Annotated in this window: 26 protein-coding genes; 10 read left to right on the top strand and 16 right to left on the bottom strand. The window is 71.0% G+C overall.

Features of this window, described 5'->3' with window-relative positions:
* Positions 1 to 59: 59 nt before the first annotated feature.
* The gene (locus AB0H62_RS04145; protein ID WP_220245870.1) at positions 60 to 620 is read right to left on the bottom strand and encodes a PadR family transcriptional regulator; all 561 of its coding nucleotides are present in this window, start codon (positions 618 to 620) and stop codon (positions 60 to 62) included.
* Positions 621 to 724: 104 nt separating this feature from the next.
* On the opposite strand from AB0H62_RS04145, the gene AB0H62_RS04140 reads away from it, so the two are divergent.
* Complete coding sequence (locus AB0H62_RS04140) at positions 725 to 1,522, top strand: SDR family NAD(P)-dependent oxidoreductase (RefSeq protein WP_220245871.1); 798 nt, start codon at positions 725 to 727, stop codon at positions 1,520 to 1,522.
* Positions 1,523 to 1,525: 3 nt separating this feature from the next.
* Here the strand turns inward: AB0H62_RS04140 and AB0H62_RS04135 are convergent, their stop codons facing one another.
* Positions 1,526 to 2,443, bottom strand: a complete 918-nt coding sequence (locus AB0H62_RS04135; protein ID WP_360584012.1) for an MBL fold metallo-hydrolase — start codon at positions 2,441 to 2,443, stop codon at positions 1,526 to 1,528.
* 274 nt (positions 2,444 to 2,717) lie between these two features.
* Here AB0H62_RS04135 and AB0H62_RS04130 point away from each other — a divergent pair, with 274 nt between their 5' ends.
* Positions 2,718 to 3,575, top strand: coding sequence for a helix-turn-helix transcriptional regulator (locus AB0H62_RS04130; protein ID WP_220245873.1), 858 nt, complete (start codon positions 2,718 to 2,720; stop codon positions 3,573 to 3,575).
* Here AB0H62_RS04130 and AB0H62_RS04125 read toward each other — a convergent pair.
* Positions 3,532 to 4,686: a glycosyltransferase gene (locus tag AB0H62_RS04125; RefSeq protein ID WP_360584010.1), complete on the bottom strand. Its 1,155-nt coding sequence runs from the start codon at positions 4,684 to 4,686 to the stop codon at positions 3,532 to 3,534. The two genes, AB0H62_RS04130 and AB0H62_RS04125, sit on opposite strands and share 44 nt — an antisense overlap.
* 169 nt (positions 4,687 to 4,855) lie before the next feature.
* Here AB0H62_RS04125 and AB0H62_RS04120 point away from each other — a divergent pair, with 169 nt between their 5' ends.
* The gene (locus AB0H62_RS04120; RefSeq protein ID WP_354873171.1) at positions 4,856 to 5,704 is read left to right on the top strand and encodes an SAM-dependent methyltransferase; all 849 of its coding nucleotides are present in this window, start codon (positions 4,856 to 4,858) and stop codon (positions 5,702 to 5,704) included.
* Positions 5,705 to 5,769: 65 nt separating this feature from the next.
* On the opposite strand, the gene AB0H62_RS04115 is transcribed toward AB0H62_RS04120, so the two are convergent.
* Both AB0H62_RS04115 and AB0H62_RS04110 read right to left on the bottom strand, forming a co-directional pair.
* Positions 5,770 to 6,024: a hypothetical protein gene (locus tag AB0H62_RS04115; protein ID WP_285970871.1), complete on the bottom strand. Its 255-nt coding sequence runs from the start codon at positions 6,022 to 6,024 to the stop codon at positions 5,770 to 5,772.
* 4 nt (positions 6,025 to 6,028) lie between these two features.
* Positions 6,029 to 6,295, bottom strand: a complete 267-nt coding sequence (locus AB0H62_RS04110; protein ID WP_220245877.1) for a hypothetical protein — start codon at positions 6,293 to 6,295, stop codon at positions 6,029 to 6,031.
* A 252-nt stretch (positions 6,296 to 6,547) separates the two neighbouring features.
* Here AB0H62_RS04110 and AB0H62_RS04105 point away from each other — a divergent pair, with 252 nt between their 5' ends.
* Positions 6,548 to 6,808 carry a DUF397 domain-containing protein gene (locus AB0H62_RS04105; protein WP_220245878.1) on the top strand — a complete coding sequence of 87 codons (261 nt, stop codon included), beginning with the start codon at positions 6,548 to 6,550 and terminating at the stop codon, positions 6,806 to 6,808.
* A gap of 167 nt (positions 6,809 to 6,975) precedes the next feature.
* Here the strand turns inward: AB0H62_RS04105 and AB0H62_RS04100 are convergent, their stop codons facing one another.
* From AB0H62_RS04100 to AB0H62_RS04085, 4 genes are read right to left on the bottom strand one after another with little or no spacing between them, the layout of a single operon-like run.
* Positions 6,976 to 7,524: a hypothetical protein gene (locus tag AB0H62_RS04100; protein WP_360584007.1), complete on the bottom strand. Its 549-nt coding sequence runs from the start codon at positions 7,522 to 7,524 to the stop codon at positions 6,976 to 6,978.
* A complete protein-coding gene (locus AB0H62_RS04095; RefSeq protein ID WP_220245880.1) occupies positions 7,517 to 8,647 on the bottom strand; it encodes a hypothetical protein in 1,131 nt (376 codons plus the stop codon). Before AB0H62_RS04095 ends, AB0H62_RS04100 begins: the two co-directional genes overlap by 8 nt.
* 14 nt (positions 8,648 to 8,661) lie before the next feature.
* Positions 8,662 to 9,063, bottom strand: a complete 402-nt coding sequence (locus AB0H62_RS04090; RefSeq protein WP_220245881.1) for a FixH family protein — start codon at positions 9,061 to 9,063, stop codon at positions 8,662 to 8,664.
* Positions 9,060 to 10,475, bottom strand: a complete 1,416-nt coding sequence (locus AB0H62_RS04085) for a hypothetical protein (protein WP_360584004.1) — start codon at positions 10,473 to 10,475, stop codon at positions 9,060 to 9,062. The genes AB0H62_RS04090 and AB0H62_RS04085 overlap by 4 nt, the downstream gene beginning before the upstream one ends.
* A gap of 184 nt (positions 10,476 to 10,659) precedes the next feature.
* Here AB0H62_RS04085 and AB0H62_RS04080 point away from each other — a divergent pair, with 184 nt between their 5' ends.
* Together AB0H62_RS04080 and AB0H62_RS04075 are read left to right on the top strand one after the other, a co-directional pair.
* The gene (locus tag AB0H62_RS04080) at positions 10,660 to 11,679 is read left to right on the top strand and encodes an aldo/keto reductase (protein WP_360584002.1); all 1,020 of its coding nucleotides are present in this window, start codon (positions 10,660 to 10,662) and stop codon (positions 11,677 to 11,679) included.
* A 13-nt stretch (positions 11,680 to 11,692) separates the two neighbouring features.
* Positions 11,693 to 12,550: an LLM class flavin-dependent oxidoreductase gene (locus AB0H62_RS04075; RefSeq protein ID WP_360584000.1), complete on the top strand. Its 858-nt coding sequence runs from the start codon at positions 11,693 to 11,695 to the stop codon at positions 12,548 to 12,550.
* Here the strand turns inward: AB0H62_RS04075 and AB0H62_RS04070 are convergent.
* Positions 12,547 to 13,401: an alpha/beta hydrolase gene (locus AB0H62_RS04070; RefSeq protein WP_360583998.1), complete on the bottom strand. Its 855-nt coding sequence runs from the start codon at positions 13,399 to 13,401 to the stop codon at positions 12,547 to 12,549. The genes AB0H62_RS04075 and AB0H62_RS04070 overlap by 4 nt on opposite strands.
* A 55-nt stretch (positions 13,402 to 13,456) precedes the next feature.
* Between AB0H62_RS04070 and AB0H62_RS04065 the strand changes: the two genes are divergently transcribed.
* On the top strand, positions 13,457 to 13,996 hold the full coding sequence (locus AB0H62_RS04065) for a CGNR zinc finger domain-containing protein (RefSeq protein ID WP_360583996.1): 540 nt from the start codon (positions 13,457 to 13,459) through the stop codon (positions 13,994 to 13,996).
* Position 13,997: 1 nt separating this feature from the next.
* On the opposite strand, the gene AB0H62_RS04060 is transcribed toward AB0H62_RS04065, so the two are convergent.
* Genes AB0H62_RS04060 through AB0H62_RS04050 form a run of 3 tightly spaced genes read right to left on the bottom strand, consistent with a single transcriptional unit; the run spans position 13,998 to position 16,772 of the window.
* Complete coding sequence (locus AB0H62_RS04060) at positions 13,998 to 14,843, bottom strand: oxygenase MpaB family protein (protein ID WP_360583994.1); 846 nt, start codon at positions 14,841 to 14,843, stop codon at positions 13,998 to 14,000.
* A gap of 1 nt (position 14,844) precedes the next feature.
* The gene (locus AB0H62_RS04055) at positions 14,845 to 15,417 is read right to left on the bottom strand and encodes a TetR family transcriptional regulator (RefSeq protein WP_220245888.1); all 573 of its coding nucleotides are present in this window, start codon (positions 15,415 to 15,417) and stop codon (positions 14,845 to 14,847) included.
* A complete protein-coding gene (locus tag AB0H62_RS04050; protein ID WP_360583993.1) occupies positions 15,384 to 16,772 on the bottom strand; it encodes an amidase in 1,389 nt (462 codons plus the stop codon). Before AB0H62_RS04050 ends, AB0H62_RS04055 begins: the two co-directional genes overlap by 34 nt.
* Positions 16,773 to 16,919: 147 nt before the next feature.
* Here AB0H62_RS04050 and AB0H62_RS04045 point away from each other — a divergent pair, with 147 nt between their 5' ends.
* Entirely contained in the window at positions 16,920 to 17,948 is a 1,029-nt protein-coding gene (locus tag AB0H62_RS04045; protein ID WP_360583991.1) for a D-cysteine desulfhydrase family protein, read from the top strand.
* A gap of 1 nt (position 17,949) precedes the next feature.
* Here AB0H62_RS04045 and AB0H62_RS04040 read toward each other — a convergent pair whose 3' ends face one another.
* Together AB0H62_RS04040 and AB0H62_RS04035 are read right to left on the bottom strand one after the other, a co-directional pair.
* Positions 17,950 to 18,627 (bottom strand): DUF998 domain-containing protein, encoded by a 678-nt coding sequence (locus AB0H62_RS04040; RefSeq protein WP_220245891.1) that lies wholly within the window; start codon positions 18,625 to 18,627, stop codon positions 17,950 to 17,952.
* Between the two features lie 60 nt (positions 18,628 to 18,687).
* Complete coding sequence (locus AB0H62_RS04035; protein WP_360583989.1) at positions 18,688 to 19,461, bottom strand: hypothetical protein; 774 nt, start codon at positions 19,459 to 19,461, stop codon at positions 18,688 to 18,690.
* Between the two features lie 72 nt (positions 19,462 to 19,533).
* Here AB0H62_RS04035 and AB0H62_RS04030 point away from each other — a divergent pair, with 72 nt between their 5' ends.
* Together AB0H62_RS04030 and AB0H62_RS04025 are read left to right on the top strand one after the other, a co-directional pair.
* Positions 19,534 to 19,743 (top strand): sigma factor-like helix-turn-helix DNA-binding protein, encoded by a 210-nt coding sequence (locus AB0H62_RS04030; protein ID WP_004559389.1) that lies wholly within the window; start codon positions 19,534 to 19,536, stop codon positions 19,741 to 19,743.
* Positions 19,743 to 20,285, top strand: a complete 543-nt coding sequence (locus tag AB0H62_RS04025) for a Clp protease N-terminal domain-containing protein (protein WP_220245893.1) — start codon at positions 19,743 to 19,745, stop codon at positions 20,283 to 20,285. Before AB0H62_RS04030 ends, AB0H62_RS04025 begins: the two co-directional genes overlap by 1 nt.
* Here the strand turns inward: AB0H62_RS04025 and AB0H62_RS04020 are convergent.
* On the bottom strand, positions 20,282 to 20,923 hold the full coding sequence (locus AB0H62_RS04020; RefSeq protein ID WP_220245894.1) for a hypothetical protein: 642 nt from the start codon (positions 20,921 to 20,923) through the stop codon (positions 20,282 to 20,284). The two genes, AB0H62_RS04025 and AB0H62_RS04020, sit on opposite strands and share 4 nt — an antisense overlap.
* Positions 20,924 to 20,971: the final 48 nt, after the last annotated feature.

Below are 20,971 nucleotides of genomic sequence, written 5' to 3'. Positions count from 1 at the left end.
AGTCTCTTCTCCGGTGCGAGCCTAGCGTCGTTCGGGCCGCGGCGAACCTGCGAGAACATTCACCGGGAGTTCGGGAATGGCCCGTCCTCGGCCGTTGTCGCCGGGGGCACGGTCTGTGCCCACTCGGCCCAGTCGGCCATCGCCTGGTAGATCCGGATCGCCGCCTCCACGGCCACGCGCATCGCCTTCGTCTGCGGGCTCGTGCCGAAGTCACCGCGGTCCTTGGCCGCCGCGTAGGCGCGCATGGTTTCGGCGGTCTCGCTGAAGAACTCGTGCTCGCGACGCAGGTGCTCGGTCAGGTCGTCCTGCTCCATCAGCCAGAAGAAGAACGACCGCAGCACCGACTCGGTGCGCAACGTGTGGTCGACCTCGCCTGCGGCCAACCACGCACGCACGGCGGTGAGCCCGGTCTCGGTTATCCGGTACGCCTTGCGCCCGCGCGGGCCGTGGCTGTCGACCTCGATCAAGCCGGCCTCGGCCAGCCGGGACAGCTCGGCGTAGATCTTCGGGTGCTGCGCCGGCCACACCGGGCCGAGCGCCTCTTCGAATCGCCGGGCCAGGTCGTAGCCGCTGGCCGGCCCCTCGGCGAGCAGCCCGAGCAGCCCATACCGCAACGACAAGGCGACACCTCCGGTCCGAAGCCTACCTTGACATGTCCCTGGGGACATGTGGAAGATTCGTCGTGTCCCGGGGTACATGTCCTTGAGTACATGTGGAGACGTTCATGCTGGAACAGAAGGCATTGGTGACCGGCGCGACCGCCGGGCTCGGCCGCGCGGTGGCGCTGGCCCTCGCGGAGCAGGGCGCGCACGTCGTCGTGCACGGGCGCGACGCCAAGCGCGCCAACGCGGTCGTCGAGCGGATCGCCGAGGCGGGCGGCAAGGCCGAGGCGTGCCTCGCCGACCTGGGTTCGCTCGCGCAGGTGCGTGACCTCGCCGAGCAGGTGGGCGAAGTCGGGTTGCTCGTCAACAACGCCGGGGTCGGCGCGGGCCGGCCGCCGTACCGCAAACGGGAGCTCAGCGCCGACGGCCACGAGCTGCGGCTGGCCGTGAACTACCTCGCGCCGGTGCTGCTCACCCGGCGGCTGCTGCCCGGGCTCGGCTCCGGCGCCCGGATCGTCAACGTCGGCTCGGTCGGCCAGGCGCCGGTGGACTTCGCGGACCTGCGCCTGGACCGCGGCTACCGCGGCTCGGAGGCGTACTTCCGCAGCAAGTTCGCACTCGCCGCGTTCACCTTCGACCTCGCCGCCGAGCTCGACGGCAGCGACGTCACCGTCAACTGCGTGCACCCGGCGTCGCTGATGAACACGCACATGGTCCGCGAGTCGCTGATCCCGCCGATGTCGACCGTCGGCACCGGCACGAAGGCCGTGCTCAACGTGGCGACCGGCGCGGCCGGCGAGCGCACTGGCCGGTACTTCGACGGACTGAACCCGGCCCGCGCGCACGAAGGGACTTACGACCTTGCAACGCGCGCACGGCTGCGCGAGGCCACGGCGGAGCTGCTCGCGTCTTTCCTGTGAACGTCAGGAGAAACAGCGGATGGGCGCGCCGTTGTAGGCGACCATGTCGGTGATCGCCGCGACCAGGTCGATCGGCGCGCCCCACTCCGCACCGTCCAGCTCGGCGTACGCGCGGTGCAGGTTGCCGGCCAGCCGTTCCTGTTCGGACAAGTCCGAAAAGGTCTCGAGGTCGGTCTCCTTCGCCAGCTGCAACGGGGAAAGCCCCGCCGCCTTGCCGCGTTCGGCCGTTTCCTGGACGAACTTCAGGTACGCGTCGACGACGTCCACCGTCTCCAGTCCGCACGGGCCGCCGTGGCCGGGCAGGATCAGCGCCGGCTCCAGCTCGCGGATCACGTCGAGCGCCGCACGCCAGCCGGCGACCGAGCCCATCAACGCGAACGGGCTGCCGCCGTGGAAAACCAGGTCACCCGCGAACAGCACGCGCTGCTCGGGCAGCCACGCGAGCACGTCGTTGGTGGTGTGGGCGGCGTGGCCGGGGTGCACGAGCTCGATCACGGTGTCGCCCGCGTGGACGGTCAGCCGGTCGTCGAACACGACGTCGGGCGCGCGCAGCTCCAGGTGGCCCCAGTCGTTGCCGACGAGCGCGCCTTCGTAGGTCTCGATGCCGGCGGCGAGCATCGCGTCCCGCGTCTTGCGCTGGCCGATGATCGTCGCGCCGCCGACGAGGTAGTTGCCGTTGGTGTGGTCGGAGTGGTGGTGGGTGTTCACGAGCGTCGTGACAGGTCCCGTCGTGGCCTCCGCGGCGGCCAGCAGAGCGCGCGTGCGCCGCTCGGTGGCACACGTGTCGATGAGCACGGTGTGGTCACCGGCCGCGACGAACCCGCAGTTGTTGATGAACCAGGAACCGTCGGGCTGCACGTAGCCGAAGACGCCGTCTGCGAGGCGCTCGACCTTCGCGGCGCCGGGGGAGCGATCGATCACGTCCGCCACTATGCCTCAGAACCGAGCGTCGCAGCACCGGGCGCCGATGTAGTCCGGATGGAGCAGCGGCAGTGTCCGAAAGGCGCTGGATGGCCTGGTCCAGGCGAGTGATACCCGGGGTGACTGGCTTTTCGGATCATTTCCTGGAACGCTGCGCGGTGTCATCATCGAACCCCGTTGGGTAAAGGTACTAACCTGGGTGGTTCGAACGTTCGCGCGTCGGCAGTGGTCGAGAGACTGCTACGGCGGTTAGTGGTCCGGGAGAGCAAGGCTGATGGCGAGCACCGTCACCTCGCGCCGGAAGCAGCTCGGAAACGAGCTCCGGCATGCTCGAAACGCCGCGCGGATGACACAGCAGCAGGTCGCCGAAGTTCTCGGCTGCACCCAGGGCAAGGTCAACAAGATCGAGTCCGGAGCAGTGGGGGTCAAGCTCGGAGATGTGCGATCGATGCTGAACGCGTTCGGGATCAACGGCGAAGAAGCCGACACCCTGATGAATCTGGCCCGCGCCGCCGCCGGGCAGCGCGGTCACTGGTCGGGCTACCGCTCGGTGGTGCCCCACTGGTTCCGCACCTTCACCGACCTCGAGCCGGCGGCCGCGGAGATCCTCACCTGGCACGGTGAGCGCATCCCGGGCCCGCTGCAGTCCGAGCACTACATGCTCAAGCAGTTCACGGAGGCGGGTGCGACCGACGTCACGTCGCTGGTGCGCAACCGGCTCGACCGCAAGGCCGTGTTCGACCAGCAGCAGCCGCCGTACTACCGGTTCATCGTGAGCGAGGGCGCGCTGCGCCGCGCCCCGGGCGGGATCGCGCCGGCGGTGATGCTGGACCAGGTCGAGCACATGCTGGCGCTCGACCGCTACCCCCGCGTGTACGTGCACGTGCTGCCCTTCGGCGCGAAGCTCGCCGCGGTGCCCAACGACTTCACGATCATGCGCTTCCCCGATCGCACGCGGGACTTCGTCTACATCGAACACTCCGCGGGCGGGCTCTACCTCGACGACGTCAAGGACTTCAACATCTTCGTCGACTCGTGGGACCGGCTGCGCGGTGCGGCGCTGGAGCGCGCCGAGACGCGGCAGTTCCTCAAGGAGCTCGCCGAGGGCTACCGGGCGCAGATGTCGCAGTGATTTCCAGCAGTGGCACGGTTTCTGCCGCGCCGGGCTGGCCGTTGATCTCCTCCTGCACGCGCTGAGCCGCCTCGCGCCACCGCGGTTCGGTGAGCAGCCGCACCGCCGTTTCGTGGATTTCGTCCGGTGTCGCGGTTTCCGGGTCCAGCGCGACGCCGGTGCCGAGCCGGGTCGTCTGGCGGGCGTTGCCGGGCTGGTCGGCGCCCATGGCGAACACGAGCGACGGCAGCCCGTGGGCCAGCGCGCCCAGCAGGCTGCCGGACCCGCCGTGGGACACCACGAGGTCGACCGACGGCAGCAGCTCGGCTTGGGGCACGAAGCGTTCGACGCGCACGTGCGCGGGTTGCGGCCCGAAGACGGCCGGGTCGAGCTGGGTGCCGACGGTCGTGGTCACGTTCGCGTTCAGTCGGGCGAGCCCCGCCAGCGCGCGCTCGAAGAGGTCGCCGGACGCGGTGTTGAAGTCCGTGCCGAGCGTGAAGTACACGCCGGGCGGGTCGTGCGGTGGCCGCGGCGGGATCGGGTCGCCCTGGCGGAAGGAGAACGCGCCGGGCGGCAACGGCGAGGCCGGGTCGCGGACAGACGGCGGGAACGGCGACAGCACGAGCTGCCCCTCCAGCATCGTCAGCGCAGGGTCCGCCGGCAGGCCGTGCGCGGCGCGGATCTCGTGCAGTGGTTCGGCCACGAGGTCCTTGCGCAGCAACGTTCCCGCGGCGAGCACGAGGACGTTCACGCACGGCACGCCCAGCCGTTCGGCGGCGATCGCGGCACCGAAATCGACCTCGTCGCGGATCACGGCGTCGGGCCGCCAGTCGCGAATGATGTGCAGCAACGCGGCGGCGCGCTCACGGCCGGCGCGGCGGGCGAAGAGCTCCTGGATCTCCCAGTCGTCGCGCGCCGGGTCGACGGGCGGCAGCGGCTCTCGGGCCGGCGCCACCTCAGGCCTGGGCGCGCTCGTGGCCAGCGCCGTGAACCCCGCGCGTTCGATCGCCGGCACGTGGCTGCCCGCCCCGGCCACGGCGACGGTGTGCCCGCGCGCTGCGGCGGCCCGCGCGACGGGTGCCATCGGATCGAAGTGGCCCCGGCCGCCGACGAAGGTGAAAAGGAAGCGCATTCCCGGCAAAGTAGTGGTTGACGACGGGGCCGGTCTCGTCGTTTTCCTGGGATTCCGTCACCGCAAGCTCCGATCGGGTGTCACTCGATCAGGGGTCGGCTGCGGGACGGGCCGGGAGATCGGCAGACTGGTCCGCACCAGCACACCGCGGGTCGGAAAGGGACAGCTGATGACACAGGTACCGGATTCCGAAGCCCCTGAGGGCATCGACCTCGATCGGCCCAACGCGGCCCGCATCTACGACTGGTTCCTCGGCGGCACGGCCAACTGGGCCATCGACCGCGAGTTCGGCGAACGCGCGGTCCAGACCTTCCCCATGATCAAGACCATCGCGAAGTCGGGGCGCGAGCTGCTCGGCCGCACCGTGCGTTACATGGCGCGCAACGGCATCGACCAGTACCTCGACCTCGGCTCCGGCGTGCCGACGGCGGGCAACGTGCACCAGATCGCCACGTCGGTGAACCCCGACGCGCGGTGCGTGTACGTGGACAACGAGCCCGTGGCCGTCGCCCACTCCCAGATCCTGCTGGAGCGCGAGGGCGTCGCCGACCGGCACGCGGTGCTTCAGGGCGACCTGCGCTACCCGGGTGACATCTGGCCGCGTGCGCTCGACACCGGCGTGCTGGACCCGAAACGCCCGATCGGGTTGATCATGTCCGGCGTCCTGTACTTCATCGGCCGTGAGGAGGGGGCGCACGAGATGGTGCGCAAGTACCTCTCGCTCGTGCCTTCCGGCTCGTTCTTCATGGCCTCGCACATCACGCTCGACGGCGTGCCGGAGTCCGACGGCGACAGCCGCGAGTCGATCCACGAGCAGTACAAGCAGTCGAGCACCCCGATCCACTTCCGCTCGCGCGCGGAGTTCGCGGAGTTCTTCGACGGTCTGGAGCTCGTGGACCCCGGGGTGGTCTGGGTTTCGGAATGGCGGCCGGAGGAAGGCGAGTCGCGCAACAGCGACCGCATGGCCGCCGACCCGTCGTTCAGCGGCGGCATCTGCGCCGTGGGACGGAAGCCGTAACGACGAATGCGCGCCCCGGGAGGGTGATGACCCGGGGCGCGCTGGTTCGGTGGTCTGTGTCGCGCCTACGCGCGGGACGGGCCCAGTCCGTGGACGAGCGGTGCGAGGTCGACGCGCGCCTCCAGCGGCCTCGTGGCGCGGACCAGGTCCGGCTGGCGCGGGGCGGGCACGTCGAGGTCGGTGTCCCAAGTGACCGGGCTGCGCAGTGGCGCTTGGATCAGGCTGAAGCCGAAGCGGCTGCGCAGCTCGTGGTTGATCCCACGCCGGCCGTGAGTGTGTTCATCCTCACGGCGGAAGAGCGTGGTGAGCCGGACGGCCATGAGATCACACCCCCAGTTCCGATAGCGGTGACCGGGGCAGATCCGCTCCGGCCAGACCGAGACAGCTTTCGCATGGCATGCCCACGCCCGGCGCCAGCCACTCGACGTGCGTGCGGGAAAGTGATTCCCCGCACCGCGCGAGCACCACAGTGGAAGAACCCGCGGTGTCCACCTCGAACACGTGCACGACACGGCGGGATTCGCCGGCCCTGCCGGGAGCGAGCCTGCCCGTCATGAGCACGTTCGCCGTCATGCTGTCCTGGATGATCACGCGGTCCCTCCCCCCGAGGTCGGCGACGGTTCGTGGGCTCCGTTGGCGGGCTGGGCCGAATGCAGCAAGCCATTCACCCACCACCGACGCCCCGATCGATGCGATTAATCCTACTCCTGGAATAATCTTCATGTCGAGATCGGGTCGAGTTGATCACCCGCTTGGCCCTGCGGTTTGCTCCGTAGTGACAGAAAGAAGCCGGGGACGTGCGTGGCGACCGCACACCCTGCAGGAGGCTCGGAGGTACGACCCATGACGGATTATCCGTCGCTCCAGGATTACGACCCGGACAAGGCCGAGGGGCTGTTCGAGGACGCTGCCTGGGAGAAGTCGTTCGCCAGTGAGCCCAATGGCGGCAGCTGCGTCGAGGTCAACCTGGGCCGTTCCGACCTCGTCGGCGTCCGCGACACGAAGCTCGCGTCCAGTCCGGTCTTCGTGTTCGACCGGGGCGAGTGGGAGGCCTTCCTGGTCGCGGTGAAGGCCGGGCAGTTCGACCTGCCGCCCGGTGCTTGACGCTGGGTTCGCGATTTACGCAAGAGTCCGCGTGCGGGCCTTGACGTGAGTGGTTCACCAACTGTCACTCGAACGAGTGAGTTGCGCTGACCCAGGGTGGTCAGCGGGAGAGGGCTGGTGATCAACCGGCCGGGAGCACCTCATCGGTACCCCCGGCCGGAACCGGATCAAGCGGCGGCCGGAACCCCGCCGCCACGCAGCCGGCCTCGCGTGCGGCGCCAGGCGATGACCACGAGCACCACCAGGCCGATCAGCGGCAGGCTGCTGATCGCCCAGCTCAGCCCCATCGGCGGTCCCGGCTGCGCCAGCACCGGCAGGCTCTTCAGCTCACCCGTGCTCTGACCCTGGGGGCCGTTGATCGTGAAGCGGAACGCCCACGCGCCTTCCGTCGGCAGGGCCCGGATGTCCAGACCCCAGACGTCGCGCTTGCGCGGGTGGCGCGCCAGTGGCTGCGGCCGTTGGAACGCGGCGACCGACGGGTTGTGCATGGCGAGCGTGCCCGTTTTGGTGCCGATGCCGCCGTCGGGGATGAAGGTGAAGTCCAGCGACTGCATGGCCCGCAGCGGCCACGTCGAGAAGCCGACGGTGAGGCCGTAGGGCCCGGCCTGCACGCGTTCGGTGTGGACGATGTTCACCGGCTCGTACGCGTTGGCCGGCAGCGCGGTGGCGAGCAGCAGGCCGATGACCGCGCCCAGCGCCAGCAGTGTCTTACGCATGGGTCTGCACCTCCGAAGCCGGGGCGAGCAGGCGGAGCATGCCGCCGAAGCGCCAGCCCGCGAAGCCGCCCGCCGAACCCAGCACGCCGGCGGCGAGGCCGGTCGCGAGAACCGCCGTGAGGTCACCGACGTGACCGGAGTAGACCAAGCCGCGCTGCACCAGCAGGGTCGCGCCGACCAGCAGCCCGGCCAGCCCGCCCGCGAGCACGGACACGCGGCCGAGCTGCCAGCCCCGTCGTCGCGCGAGGAGCAGGTAGGCCTCGACCAATGCGGCCACCGGCAGGAGCGCCATCGGCATCAGCGCGGGCATGTCGGGCACGCCGCTCACGTAGTCGCGCACCGGCAGCCCGACGAGGTCGGCGTACGAGCGCGCGGCCCACGGCGAGAACCACCAGAAGACGGCCTGGATCACGGCCAGGATCGCCGCTGTCGCCACGGCGCCGCCCGGCCGGCGCAGGAACCCGGCGCCGGCGAAGACGAGCAGTACGGACAACAGCGTCGACCCCACCGACGTCGCCTCCACCGGGTCGAGGTCCACCTGCTGCAACCCCAGCGCCGTCACCGCGCTGAACGCGATCAGCACGGCCAGCGAGCCGAACACCCCGATCCGCCCCCAGCGGTGCTCCCGCGCGGCCGCGAAGACCATCGTGGTGCCGATGATCGACAGCGTCACCGAGAGCAGCAGCCCGATGTGCGGCGGCGAGTCGATCACGGCGTCGAAGCCGTACAGCCCGTGCCACCACTGGTCCCACAGCCCGTAGATCAGGAACAACGCGGCGCCGACGCCGGACACGAGGTAGCCCGCCGGCGCCGCGAACGTCCGGCCGAACACGCCGATCGCGCGCCCGCCGATGCGGGGGTCCACCGGCCGCCCGGCGCGTTGCGCGGCCGTGGTCAGCAGCACCACGGCCAGGCTCGCGAGCCCGACGATCGCGCTGCCCGAGTACAGGAACAGGTGCGGCAGCGTGAAGAACGTGTCCGGGCCGACGTCGTCGTGCCATTGCACGTCCCAGGTGAGCCCGACCATCGAGATCACCGACCCCGCGAGCACTGTGCACGCGGGTGCCAGCCCCGGCCTTCTCGTCGCGGTGACCACCCGGGCCCCCGACGCGGTGAGATCCATCCCCAGCCCCCTCCTTACTGGTTGACCAACACGGGAAACACGACTTGACCGGTGCCCGCCGGCCCACGCAGGGAGACCGTGATCTCCCACTGGCCCGCCATCGGCAGGCCGACGTCGGCGGCGCGGAAGTGTCCCGGCCCGTCGGCAGTCGCCGGCACGGGCGTGACGGCGTGGCCCATCTGCGGCATCACCGGCTCCACCGTCACGCCGTCGACGGCGGGACCGGTCACCGCGAACGCGAACGTGTTGCCGCCGACGCGTGGCGCGTCCGCGGACAGCTGCACGGTGTACGGGCCGGTCGTCGAGTTCAGCACGGTGGGACCGCTCGACCCGCCGCCGAACAGCAGCCAGCCCGCGATGACCGCGGCCACCACCACGACGACGCCGATCAGCACCACCGGACGTTTCGTTTTCATTGGCCCCCTCCAGGAACAGCCGGCACGTCGAGCACCACCGGCACGGTCAGCACGGACCAGTTGCGTTCGGCCTGCAGCCACAGCCGGTAGCGGCCGGGCGCGGGGAAGGTGAACGTGAAAGGCACGTCGGGCCCGTACGCGGCGACGGTCTCGTCCGGCACGCCCGTGAGGCCCGGTACGTACGGCGGCATCGCGTGCGCGTGGGCCCACGTCGGTGCGGTGGCGGCCGCGGCGCCGAGGTTGTTTGCCGAGGGCAGCGGCCCGACGACGATCAGGTGGCCCAGCATGCCCAGCCACGGCTGGAGATCGCCGGTGGGGAAGTGCGCGGTGACGGTGACGGGCGTGCGGGCTTGCACGGCCGTGGTCGTCACGTCGATCCGCACTCCGTCGACGACGCGTTTTCCCGGCCCTGCGGGGACTTCGGCGGGGTTGCCGGTGCCGCCGCTGAAGTCCACAGTGGACCTCGCCAGCTGAACGCCGCCGCCGCGTCGCTCGAGTTCCGCGGCGACCGCGTAGGTCCCGGACTCCGGCGGGGTGAAGTCGACGTGGTATTCGCCGGGTGCCACCCGCACCGGGTGCAGGTGCCACAGGCGGCCCGAAGGTGAGACGACGATGAGGTGCACCAGCGCGTCGTCGTGGATCACGAGGTCGTCGGCGGGCCGGCCGGTGGAGCCGTCGGTGAAGTGCAGGGCGATCGACTTTCCTTGCGCGCCAACGGTCAGGTTCACCGGCGGCCGCGAGTAGTCCGTGCCGGGCAGGCGTGACAGCGCGTACGGATCGGTGACGTTGTCGACGGTCGCGTCGAGCTGTGCGCCCGGCGCGGGCGGCGGGGGAGTGCCGGTGGACAGCAGCGCGCCGGTGACCGCGACGGCCAGTGCCGCGACCATCCCGCCCGTCGGCAGCAGGGCGTAGGCGGTTCTGCGTGACCGCACCGCCACGACCAAGGCGATGAGCAGAAGCGCTCCTGCCGCAACGAAACCGCCGTACGCCGCCTTCTCCCACGGCGGCACCACGCGCGCCGGGACGACGAACGGAATAGTCGCGGTCGTCGTCCCGTCGGTCAGCCGCAGTTCCCATGGCCCGGCGTGGTCGACGCCGACCGTGCCCGAGTAGAGCCCGGGTGTCGCGCCGAGCACGACGTCGCCGCGGGAGAACACGATGCCGTCGGCGGCCGCCGCCAGGCGCAGCGTCCCGGGCGCGGTGCCCGCGTGCGTGGCGATGTCGACGTGCAGGTCGCCCGGTGTCACGTCGATCCGCCGGATGATCACGGTCAGCTCGCGGGCGCCGAGCGTTTGCGCCACCTGGATGTCCGCGCCGACCGGCGCCCCGTCGGCGTGCGCGGTGCCGCCGCCGAGCGCGATCCCCAGCGCGCACAGCACCATCAGTAGCGCCGTTCTCTTTGTGGTCCCCATCACGGGAAAAGGTAGCGAGGTCACGGCAGCCGAATCGTCACGGAAGCGGGGGAAGATCCATCCCCGGTTCGGGGGATGCAGACCCTGAGGTGCCGGTCCCCTTGCACGGTGTCCTTGCAAAGCGGAACAATGCTCCGTATGGTTAACGGAGCAACGTTCCGCTTGTTTCTCGGAGGACCATCCCATGCAGTACCGCACCTTGGGTCGTACCGGCGTGCAGGTCAGCGCGCTCTCGCTCGGCGCCATGAACTTCGGCGCGATCGGCCGCACCACGCAGGACGACGCCACGACCATCGTCGACGCCGCGCTCGAAGGCGGCATCAACGTCGTCGACACGGCCGACATGTACGGCACCGGCGAGTCGGAGGTGATGGTCGGCAAGGCCATCGCCGGCCGCCGCGACGACCTCGTGCTGGCCACGAAGGCCGCCATGCCGATGGGCGACGAGCGCAACCACCGCGGCAGCTCGCGGCGCTGGCTCGTCACGGAGCTCGACAACAGCCTGCGCCGGCTCGGCGTCGACCACGTCGACCTCTACCAGATCCACCGCTGGGACCCCGCGACCAGCGACGAGGAGACGCTTTCCGCGCTCACCGACCTGCAGCGGGCCGGGAAGATCCGCTACTTCGGCTCGTCGACCTTCCCCGCGTACAAGATCGTGCAGGCGCAGTGGGCGGCGCGTGAGCACCACCTGAGCCGCTACGTGACCGAGCAGCCCAGCTACTCCATCCTGCAACGCGGCATCGAGGCCGACGTGCTGCCGATGACCGCGGAGTACGGCCTCGGCGTGCTGGCGTGGAGCCCGCTCGCGTCCGGCTGGCTCTCGGGAGCCGTCCGCGAGGGGCGCGAGATCACGACGAGCCGGTCTCGGGTTCTGCCTCAGCGTTTCGACCTGACGCTGCCCGCCAACCAGGCTCGGCTCGACGCCGTGGAGCGCCTGGCGAAGGTCGCCGCCGACGCCGGGCTCACGCTGATCCAGCTCGCCCTCGGCTTCGTGACCGCGCACCCGGCCGTGACCAGCGCGATCATCGGCCCGCGCACGCTGGAGCACCTGCGTTCGCACCTCGCGGCCGCCGACACCGTGCTGTCTGCCGACGTGCTGGACGCGATCGACGAGATCGTCGCGCCCGGTGTGGACCTGGCCGCGCACGAGAAGTTCGACACCCCACCCGCTCTGCTCGATCCCTCATTGCGTCGCCGCTGAAAGGAACCTCCCCATGTCACCTCGGTTCGGCATCATGACCGCCCCGATGCAGGTGGGCTACGACGACCTCGTGCGCGTCTGGCGCGAAGCCGACGCACTGCCGGAGATCGAGCACGCCTGGCTCTTCGACCACCTCCTGCCCATCGCCGGCGACCCCGGCGGCCCGATTTTCGAAGGCTGGACCCTGCTTTCGGCCCTCGCCGCGCAAACTTCGCGCCTGCGCCTGGGCCTCATGGTCACCAGCAACCGCTTCCGCCCGCCCGCCGTGCTCGCCAAGATCGCCACGACCGTCGACGTCGTTTCCGCCGGCCGCTTGGACTTCGGCATCGGCGTCGGCTCACGCCCGAGCCATCCGCTGGCGAGGCGCGAATACGAAGCCCACGGCCTGCCGTTCCACGAGACCACGCACGCGGTCCAGGCCCTCGCCGAAGCCTGCACGGTCATCCGTCGCTTGTGGACGGACGACGCGCCCTTCGACTTCGCCGGCGACACCGTCCGGCTGAAGGGTGCGTTCGGCAACCCCAAGCCCGTGCAGCGCCCCCACCCCCCGATCGTCATCGGCGGCCGCGCGGCCGCCACCCTGCGCGTGGCCGCCGCCCACGCCGACATCTGGAACATCCCGGGCGGCGACCTCGAAGACGCCGTGAGCCGCAGCGCCCTTCTCGACCGCTACTGCACCGAGCTCAGCCGCGACCCGGCGGAGATCACCCGCTCGATCCACCTGCAGGCGTCCTGCGAGGACCCCGGCCACACGCGCAAAGCCATCGCCCAGGCCGTCGACGCCGGCTTCGAACACGTGGTTCTCGGGCTGCCGTCGCCGTTCCCCGAGGGCGTCGCGCACTGGGTCGTCGACGAGCTGATCAAGGTCTAGCCCAAGAACTCCCGCAGGTGCGACACCACCACCTCCGGTTGTTCCTCCGGCAGGAAGTGGCCGCAGTTGTCGAGGCCGACGCCGGTGACGTTGTCGGCGTAGTCGCGCCAGATGTCGAGGGTCGGGAGTTTGCCGAGGAGGCCGGCCTGGCCCCACATCGCGAGCAGGGGCTGGGTGAGGCGCTTGCCCGCGGCGAAGTCGGCGTCGTCGAGGGTGGCGTCGTCCGGGAAGGAGGCGCGGTAGTCGTCGAAGCCGGCGCGCAGGGCGCCCGGGGCGGAGAACGCGCGCACGTACTCGTCGACGTCCTCGGCGGGCAGGCCCTGGCGCTGGAACGTCCAGCGTTCGAAGAAGTAGCCGAGGTACGCGGCGATGTTGCTGCCCGCCAGCAGCTCCGGCAGGTCGGGCTGCAGGTGGAACAGCCAGTGCCAGTAGCCCTTCGCGACGTCGGAGTCGAGCCGCTTCCACATCTCGCGCGTCGGCGCGATGTCGAGTACGGCCAGGCGCTCGACCTGCTCGGGCCGGTCCAGCGCCCAGCGGTGCCCGACGCGGCCGCCGCGGTCGTGGCCGACGACGGCCAGCCGGTCGAAGCCGAGCTGCTCGGCGAGCTGCGCGAGGTCGGCGGCCATCGTGCGCTTGTCGTAGCCGCCGCGCGGTTTGTCGGTGCGGCCGTAGCCGCGCAGGTCGGGCGCGATCACGGTGTGGGTTTCGGCGAGCGGGCCCGCGACGCGGTGCCAGCAGTGCGACGTCTGCGGCCAGCCGTGCAGCAGGAACACGGGCGGGCCGTCGCCGCCGCGCAGGTAGTGCATCCGGAGGTCGCCGACCTGGGCCATCGAAGATTCTAACCGGATCATGAGGTTAGACGCTACCGGATGCGGCTAACCGGTGGCAAGGGTTAGAATCCACCCCATGGAGTGGGTCTTCGACGGCGGCCGGCCGGGTCTCGACCTCGTCAACACGCTGCGCAACCGCTACCAAGCCGGGGGGTTCGAGCAGCTGACTTCGCCCGAAGCGCTCGCCGAGTGGCTGTCGCTCGCCGGCCTCACCGAGGGCCGGGTGCCCGTCATGGAGGAAGACCTCGAAACGGCGAAATGGCTCAGGGAGGCAGTGAACCGGCTGGTCACCACCCCGCCGGCGCAGCAGGACGTCGAGCTGGTCAACAAAGCCGTCGAGGAGCCGCTGCCCAACGCGCGCCTGCAGTTGTCGGGCGGTGAGCTGCACAAAGCGGCACCCATTCCCCGTAACCCGGTCGCCGCCGCCTTCGCGCTGATCGCCACCGACGTGATCGAACTGGTGACCAGTCCGGTGGACGTCCGCGTCTGCGCGGCCGAAGACTGCGGCCTCCGCTTCGCGGACGCATCACCCCGCCGCACCCGCCAGTGGTGCTCGATGTCCCGCTGCGGCAACCGCGCCAAGGCCCGAGCGCACTACGCCCGCACCCGCGGCTGAGTCAGGAGATCAGCCGGTAAGCCCGCGGATGGGCGCGCAGCCACACGTTCAGCTTGCCGATCCACCGCATGTGCGCCGTCCGCAACGGCACTGGCACCAACCAGCCGACAATCCGCACCACACGGCAGAATCGCGCGAACCGCAGCTGATCACGAGAAGTCCACTGTAGACCGAGCTGCTCCCGCAAAGCCGACGGCAACGTCGCCCGGATCAAGAAAAGCTGCCCCGCGGCCTGCGCGCTCCGCAGTCGAGGCCACCACCGATCCGGCAGCCACCGCACGGGTTTCGGCACGGTGTGGATGGTCTCGAACAACGTCGTCATCGTCTCGTTCGGCCGGAACGACGCGACCATCTCGTCGTAGTACCGCTCGAACGCGGCCCAGTCCGCCGGCAGATCCCGCTCCCGCACGCCGAGCACCCGGCCGATATCGCACATCTGCGCGTAGTACTCGTCAAGCTCGGCAAGACTCAACGGACGGCCGAAAAACCGTTGCACATCAACCGGAACCTTCACCAGCGTCGCATGCACCCACGCATACGCGCCGGGGTCGAGACCGCTGTACCGCCGCCCGTCGGCCACTCCGGTGAACGTCCGATGCAGCTCCCGCAACCGCGAAGCCTCGAACCGCGCGCCCGAAGCACCGCCGTACACGTAAATCGACAGCGAAGCCCCCGTGCGCATCAATCGCGTCCAGGGATCCGAAACATAGTCCGAGTGGTCCCGCACCCCAGCCGCGACCACGGGGTGCGCCACCTGCAGCACCAGCACCTGCCCCGCCAGCAGCAGGTCGCGGAAGTCGCCGAAGTACCGCCACGCAGCGGTGCCCGGCACGACCGGCGGCCCCACGTCAGGCCCCGCGCAGCAGCATCATCAGCGGCTCGGCGGCCGCCACGTCGGTGCCCGTCGACAGCCGGCGCAGCTGCAGCCCGGCGATGAGCGCGACGACGGGACCTGCCACCCGCGCGGGATCGGCCACACCGAGCGCACGCAGGATCGTCGTGGCCAGATCGTCGTACGCGGCGAAGCAGCGCGCGGACGCTTCGCGCAGCCCGGGATCGCGCGCGGCCTGGAGGTAGAGCTCGTGGGGCGCGAGGTCGTCGGTGCCGAACGGCAGCTGCTCGATCACGTGCTCCACCACGGCCGCGGCCTGCTCGAGGCTGAGGCCGTCGGCTCGGTGGGCGTCGGCGATCGCGGCGAGCTTCGCCGTCTCCTCCTCGGCGAACAGCAGCATCGCCTCGCGCAGGAGCGCCGTCTGGCTGGGGAAGTGGTAGGTCAGTGTGCCGAGCGAGACGCCCGCGGCGGCCACGATGCGCCGGTTGGTGAGCCCGCCGACGCCTTGTTCGCCGACGACCTCGAGCGTCGCCCGCAGGATCGCGTCGCGGGTGTTCACCACACCCTTGCGGGCCGGCGCAGGTGCCACCGTTGGACCTCTTCCAGTTGCGCGGCAACGGAGATCAGCCGCTCCTCGGCGTGCGACGGGCCCAGCAGCTGGGCGCCGAGGGGGAGCCCGTCCGCCGTCTGTCCGGCCGGGACGTTGATTCCCGGCCAGCCCAGCACGTTCCACGGCCAAGCGTAGGGGCACGCGGCGATCATCGTCTGGTCGGTGCGCCAGCCGGTGAGGCCGTCGAACGCGCCGGTCTTCGGCGGCGGCGTCGCGGTGGTCGGGGTGAGCAGCACGTCGACGCGTCCGAACACCGAGCCGATGCGGCGCTGCAGCGCGGGTTCGAGCGCGCGGGCGAGTTTCAACGCGCCGGCGAGCACGGTGCCCTGCTGCGCGTTGCCGCGGGTGCGCGGGTCGAGCTTGGCCTTCTCGGGGACGCGAGCGGCCCAGTCGCGCACGCCGGTGAGCGAGCGAGGCAGGAAGGTGAGCCCGATGAGCCCGTAGTCCGGATCGATCTCGACGATTTCGTGGCCCAGGTTCGCGAGCGCCTCCGCGGTGTTGCGCACGGCCGCTTCGACCATCGGGTCGAGGGTGGTTTTCGTTGCGGTGAAAGGAATCCTCGTCGACAGCCCGATGCGCAGCCGGCCGGGTTCGCGGCGGGCCGCACTGCGGAAGGTGCTGTCGGAGCCCGTGGTGACGTCGAGCAGGGTCGCCGCGTCGGCCACGGTCCGGGCGAGCGGCCCGAGCACGGTGAGGCCGTGGAACAGCTCCCCGCCCAGCGGCACGCGTCCGCGCTGCGTCTTGATGCCGACGAGCCCCGTCCACGCCGCCGGGATGCGCACCGACCCGGCGCCGTCCGAGCCCAGCGCGGCCGCGACCACGCCGCCGGCCACCGCGGCCGCCGAGCCGCCGGAGGACCCGCCGGGCGTGTGGTCGGGGTGCCACGGGTTGCGCGTGACCCCGAACGCCGGCCCTTCCGTGAACGGCCATTGCCCCAGCTCAGGCGTGTTCGTCTTGCCGATGATCACCGCGCCGGCCCGCTTGAGCAGCCCTACGGCCGGCGCGTCCTGCGTCGCGGCGGGGAAGTCGCCCGCGCAGCCGAACGCCGTCGGCAGGCCCGCGAGGTCCACGTCGTCCTTGATCGCGACGGGCACGCCCAGCAACGGCGTTCGGTCACCTCGCGCCCGGCGTCGATCGGCTTCTTCGGCCTCAACGAGGGCTTCCTCGTCCCGGATCCGGCGGAAGGCGTTCAGTACAGGTTGGCTCGCGTGCGCCTCTGCCAGGGCCGCGGCCGTGAGCGCCACGGACGTCGTTTCGCCTGCTTCAAGCGCCGCCACCTGCTCGGAGACGGTCGTGAACGCGACTGCGCTGATCTCAGAAGCCCTGACGGTCATCGGGCCACCCCCGGGGTTCTCGTTCGTTCGAACGAACGTTACCACCGGACTGTGATTCCGGCTCCCTGGTTCGACAGCCGCCCTGCCCGAGGCTGACGATTGTGTCCGAATCCCGGCACCAGCCCGCCCCAGCACCACGGAGGATCGATGACGTTCGACTTCGACCGGTTTCCCGTTTTCGACGCGTTCCCGCGGGCGGGGCTCGGCAGCGGACCGACGCCGCTGCTGGCGGCGCCGCGGCTGGGCGAGGCGCTCGGGCTGCCGCGGCTGATGCTCAAGCGCGACGACGTGCACCCGCTCGGCGTCGGGGGCAACAAGCTGCGCAAACTCGACTTCCACCTCGGCGCGGCGCTCGCGGCCGGCGCCGACACGGTGATCACCTTCGGCGCCCTGCAGACCAACCACGGACGCCAGACCGCGGCCGCGTGTGCGCGGCTCGGGCTGCGCTGCGAGCTCGTGCTCACGGCGAAGGTGCCGCGCGAGGGCGAGGCCTACGAGCACTCCGGCAACATCCCGCTCGACCTGCTCTTCGGCGCTCGCGTGCACATCTGCGCCACGGCCGAAGAAGCTGACCGCACGTACGAAGAGCTGCTCGCGTCGGCCGACTACGAGGGCCGCAAGGTCTTCACCGTCCCCGTCGGCGGGTCCGACGCGCTCGGCACGCTCGGCTACGTCGCCGCGTCCCACGAGCTCGCGCAGCAGCTCTCGGCGCTCGGCATCGACAGCGCGCGCATCGTCGCGCCCCACGCGAGTGGCGGCACGTCCGCCGGCCTCTCGCTCGGCACGGCGCTGCTCGGCAACCTCGGCGCCGATTTCGCGTGCGTGAGCCACCCGCTCGACGAGGCCACCGACAACCTCACGCACCTCGTCACGTCGGCCGCGCAGCTGCTCGGCGTCGACACGCCGTCGCTCGACCACGTGCGCATGAGCGACTCCACCCTGGGCGAGGGCTACGGCATTCCGGCGCCGTCGACGTGGGGCGCGCTGCGGCTGTTCGGCCGCACCGAAGGCGTGGTGCTGGACCCGGTCTACTCCGGCAAGGCCGCCGCCGCGCTCGTCGAATGGGCCGCCGACGGCCGGTTCGACCCGGAGGAGACCGTGGTGTTCGTGCACACCGGCGGCCTGCCCGGGCTTTACGGCTACGCGCCGGAATTCGTCGCCGCGATGCAGGAGTGAGTCAGTCCCGCGCGGTGGCCGGTTGCAGCTCGGCCGCCGCGCGGGTGGCGTCGACCCGCACCGCCACGCGGATCAAGCCCAGCAGCAGCACGACGTCGGCGACGAGCATCAACCGTTGCGTGGCCCCGGCCGGCAGCAGCTCGGTGACGGTGTGGACCGGCAGCCCGGCCTCGTCGAGGCGCGCGAACAGGAAACTCACGCCGAACACCACCAAAACGGCCACTCCGAACCGCAGCCACCGCGCCACGAGCGCGCGTTCGGCCGTGCCGCGCAACGGTTCCAGCAACGTCAGCGCCGCGGCCGGCAGGCTCGCGAACGCCACCACACACGAGTACAGGTGGATCTCGCCGCTCGCCAGGTCCGGGTGCGGCGGGTAGCTCGCCGGAAACACCGCGGCCGTTGCCAAACCCAAGGCCCACAACGAAATCAGCACCCGCGTGGTCCGCGGCAGCGGCACGCCACCGGCGGCCAGGCAACCGAGCACGGCCAGCGAACCGACGGCGAGCGCCAGCACGCTCGCGCTCAGCAGGCCGGGGTCGGTGGTGGTGTAGCTGGACAACGTGTCGTGGATCGGGTCGCGCGAGCTGATCACGTGCATCAGGGTGATCGTGAACAGCCCCCACCCGATCGCCACCAGCGCGCCCGTCCGCCAGATCCGCAACCCCCGTGAAATCCCCATGGCCACCAGCGTCGCGGGGTTGGCGCGATCCGTGATCCGGGATCACCCTGAATTCGACCCCTATTCGATCGCGCTGGTGAACTCCGCGAGCACCAGCGCCTGGTCGTCGTGGCGCTTCGCGCGCGGCCAGCGTGAACCGTCGGGATCCTGCGTTTCCGCAGTTCGCACGACATCCAGCACCGCGTTCGGGCCGCTCGCGCGAGCCAGCCGCAGGACGTCGGGCCAGCCGAAGAGGCCGTAGTCGTCGACCCCGGTGGACACGCCGTCGGTGGCGAGCAGCACGGCGTCGACCTCAGGGCGGGGCCACGAGCGCCGCACGGCCCTCGACGCCGCCGCGGGATCGGCTTCGGCGACCCAGAAGCCGCCCTCGGCGTTGCGGCGGCGGCGGACGTCGGCGCCGGTCTGGAGCAGGCCGCCGTCGCGCAGGGAGACCAGCCGGTCGTCGGCCACGACGTCCACCCCGAACTGTCCGAACGCGACAACCGGACTGTCCGCGAGCACAAGGGATTCGACCTCGGCCGCGTCCCAGCGCAGGATCGACACGGTGCTCGACGGCGAGTGCCCGGGCTCCAGCCCGTGCTCCGCCGCGACGCCGGCGATGGACGACGCCAGCGCGACGGCGAGGTCCTCCTTGGGACTTTCTCTCAGCTCGTCCGCCAGCCGGCGCACCAGCAGGTCCGCGTACCAGCCGCCGGGCGGCAGGTCCGGGCTCGGTGACGTGGCGCCGTCCAGCAGCAGCACGGCGTTGTCCAGCACCACGACGTGGTCTTCGCTCGCGCGAGGCAGGCCGTCCGCGCCTACTCCCGCGCGCTCCGCGATCGCGATCTCGGGCATCACTCGATGCTAACCCGAGTGCGCTGTCAACTTGAGTTGACAGAAGCGAGGGTGTCAACCTAGATTGACACCATGACGGAAGCAACAGACCTGGCCGCGAGGGCGGGCGACCGTGATCCCCGAGTGGGGCTTCGCGCGGTCGCGGCGCTTCGTCGGCTCCTTGAACAACTCGAAGCCGTGCAGGTGCGCAGCGCCCGCGTGCACGGCTGGTCCTGGCAGGAGATCGCCGCCGAGCTGGGGGTCAGCCGGCAGGCCGTCCACAAGAAGTACGGGAGGCACTGATGTTCGAACGGTTCACGCTCGACGCGCGGCTGGCCGTGGTCGAGGCCCAGATCGTGGCGCGCGAAGCCGGCGCGCGGCAGATCGAGCTCACCGACGTGCTGGCCGGGCTCGCGCGCACCGAGAACGGCGCCGGCCTGCGGCTGCTGGAGGAGCTCGGCGTTTCGCGGGAGGACGTGCTCGCCGAGCTCGACCGTATCCGCCGGCGCGGCGGGATCAGCGACGCCGACGTGGCCGCGCTCACCGAGTTCGGCATCGACGTGGAGCAGATCGTCGAGCGCGTCGAGGAGACCCACGGCCCGGGCGCGCTCGCCGGTGGTGGCAGACGCGCCAAACGCGGCCACATCCCGTTCGCCGCCGACGCGAAGCGCACGATGGAGCTCAGCCTGCGCGAAGCCGTGAAGCTGGGGGACAAGCACCTGGGCCAGGAGCACCTGCTGCTCGCGTTGGTGCAGCAGAAGGGCCCGGTGCCCGATCTGCTGGCCGCGCACGGCGTCGACTACGTGTCGGTGCGGCGCGTGGTCGCGCAACGGGAGGCGGGCTAGTGCTGCTGCTCTTCGCGGCGCCCGGTCCGCCATGTGACCAGCGGCAACAGGGCCTGCGTGAGCGGTCCGATCGTGAGCGCGTAGAGCACGGTCCCCACGCCGAAGGTGCCGCCGAGCAGCCAGCCGACGGCGAGCACGGTCACCTCGATCCCGGTGCGCACCAGCCGCACCGACCAGCCGGTGCGCGCGGTGAGGCCGGTCATCAGCCCGTCGCGCGGCCCGGGGCCGAGCCGGGTCCCGACGTAGACGGCGGTGGCCACGGCGTTGAGCACCACGCCGCCGACCAGCAGCAGGATTTGGAGGGCGAGCGCGTGCTGGTCGGGCAACACCGCGCGTACGGCGTCGACGGTCACGGAGATCACCACGACGTTGGCCACGGTGCCGATGCCGGGCCGCTGGCGTAGCGGGATCCACAGCAGCAGCACGAACACCGACGCGATGGCCGTGACCGTGCCGAAGCTCAGGCCGGTGAGCTTGGTGATGCCTTCGTGGAGTACGTCCCACGGGTCGAGGCCGAGGTGGGCGCGGGTGAGCATGGCCATGCTGGCGCCGTAGAGCGCGAGCCCGGCCAGGAGCTGGGCACCACGGCGGACGGGTGCCCGGCGGACGCTGAGGGGACTGAGGTCGACAACTGCCACTTCTCCACTATCGGCCACAAGTGGACTGGTAATCCATGGCCAATGTCG

It is taken from the genome of Amycolatopsis sp. NPDC050768, assembly GCF_040654155.1.
Classification (GTDB): Bacteria; Actinomycetota; Actinomycetes; order Mycobacteriales; family Pseudonocardiaceae; genus Amycolatopsis.
This window is presented reverse-complemented; position numbering and strand designations above follow the sequence as displayed.

Excerpts from the sequence above, each read along its gene's own strand:
- AB0H62_RS04105 (WP_220245878.1), top strand. The coding sequence starts at position 6,548 with ATGACGGATTATCCGTCGCTCCAGGATTACGACCCGGACAAGGCCGAG.
- AB0H62_RS04100 (WP_360584007.1), bottom strand. The coding sequence starts at position 7,524 with ATGCGTAAGACACTGCTGGCGCTGGGCGCGGTCATCGGCCTGCTGCTC.
- AB0H62_RS04025 (WP_220245893.1), top strand. The coding sequence starts at position 19,743 with ATGTTCGAACGGTTCACGCTCGACGCGCGGCTGGCCGTGGTCGAGGCC.
- AB0H62_RS04050 (WP_360583993.1), bottom strand. The coding sequence starts at position 16,772 with ATGACCGTCAGGGCTTCTGAGATCAGCGCAGTCGCGTTCACGACCGTC.
- AB0H62_RS04120 (WP_354873171.1), top strand. The coding sequence starts at position 4,856 with ATGACACAGGTACCGGATTCCGAAGCCCCTGAGGGCATCGACCTCGAT.
- AB0H62_RS04095 (WP_220245880.1), bottom strand. The coding sequence starts at position 8,647 with ATGGATCTCACCGCGTCGGGGGCCCGGGTGGTCACCGCGACGAGAAGG.
- AB0H62_RS04090 (WP_220245881.1), bottom strand. The coding sequence starts at position 9,063 with ATGAAAACGAAACGTCCGGTGGTGCTGATCGGCGTCGTCGTGGTGGTG.
- AB0H62_RS04070 (WP_360583998.1), bottom strand. The coding sequence starts at position 13,401 with ATGATCCGGTTAGAATCTTCGATGGCCCAGGTCGGCGACCTCCGGATG.
- AB0H62_RS04130 (WP_220245873.1), top strand. The coding sequence starts at position 2,718 with ATGGCGAGCACCGTCACCTCGCGCCGGAAGCAGCTCGGAAACGAGCTC.
- AB0H62_RS04030 (WP_004559389.1), top strand. The coding sequence starts at position 19,534 with ATGACGGAAGCAACAGACCTGGCCGCGAGGGCGGGCGACCGTGATCCC.
- AB0H62_RS04125 (WP_360584010.1), bottom strand. The coding sequence starts at position 4,686 with ATGCGCTTCCTTTTCACCTTCGTCGGCGGCCGGGGCCACTTCGATCCG.
- AB0H62_RS04040 (WP_220245891.1), bottom strand. The coding sequence starts at position 18,627 with ATGGGGATTTCACGGGGGTTGCGGATCTGGCGGACGGGCGCGCTGGTG.
- AB0H62_RS04065 (WP_360583996.1), top strand. The coding sequence starts at position 13,457 with ATGGAGTGGGTCTTCGACGGCGGCCGGCCGGGTCTCGACCTCGTCAAC.
- AB0H62_RS04035 (WP_360583989.1), bottom strand. The coding sequence starts at position 19,461 with ATGCCCGAGATCGCGATCGCGGAGCGCGCGGGAGTAGGCGCGGACGGC.
- AB0H62_RS04140 (WP_220245871.1), top strand. The coding sequence starts at position 725 with ATGCTGGAACAGAAGGCATTGGTGACCGGCGCGACCGCCGGGCTCGGC.
- AB0H62_RS04080 (WP_360584002.1), top strand. The coding sequence starts at position 10,660 with ATGCAGTACCGCACCTTGGGTCGTACCGGCGTGCAGGTCAGCGCGCTC.
- AB0H62_RS04085 (WP_360584004.1), bottom strand. The coding sequence starts at position 10,475 with ATGGGGACCACAAAGAGAACGGCGCTACTGATGGTGCTGTGCGCGCTG.
- AB0H62_RS04115 (WP_285970871.1), bottom strand. The coding sequence starts at position 6,024 with ATGGCCGTCCGGCTCACCACGCTCTTCCGCCGTGAGGATGAACACACT.
- AB0H62_RS04075 (WP_360584000.1), top strand. The coding sequence starts at position 11,693 with ATGTCACCTCGGTTCGGCATCATGACCGCCCCGATGCAGGTGGGCTAC.
- AB0H62_RS04045 (WP_360583991.1), top strand. The coding sequence starts at position 16,920 with ATGACGTTCGACTTCGACCGGTTTCCCGTTTTCGACGCGTTCCCGCGG.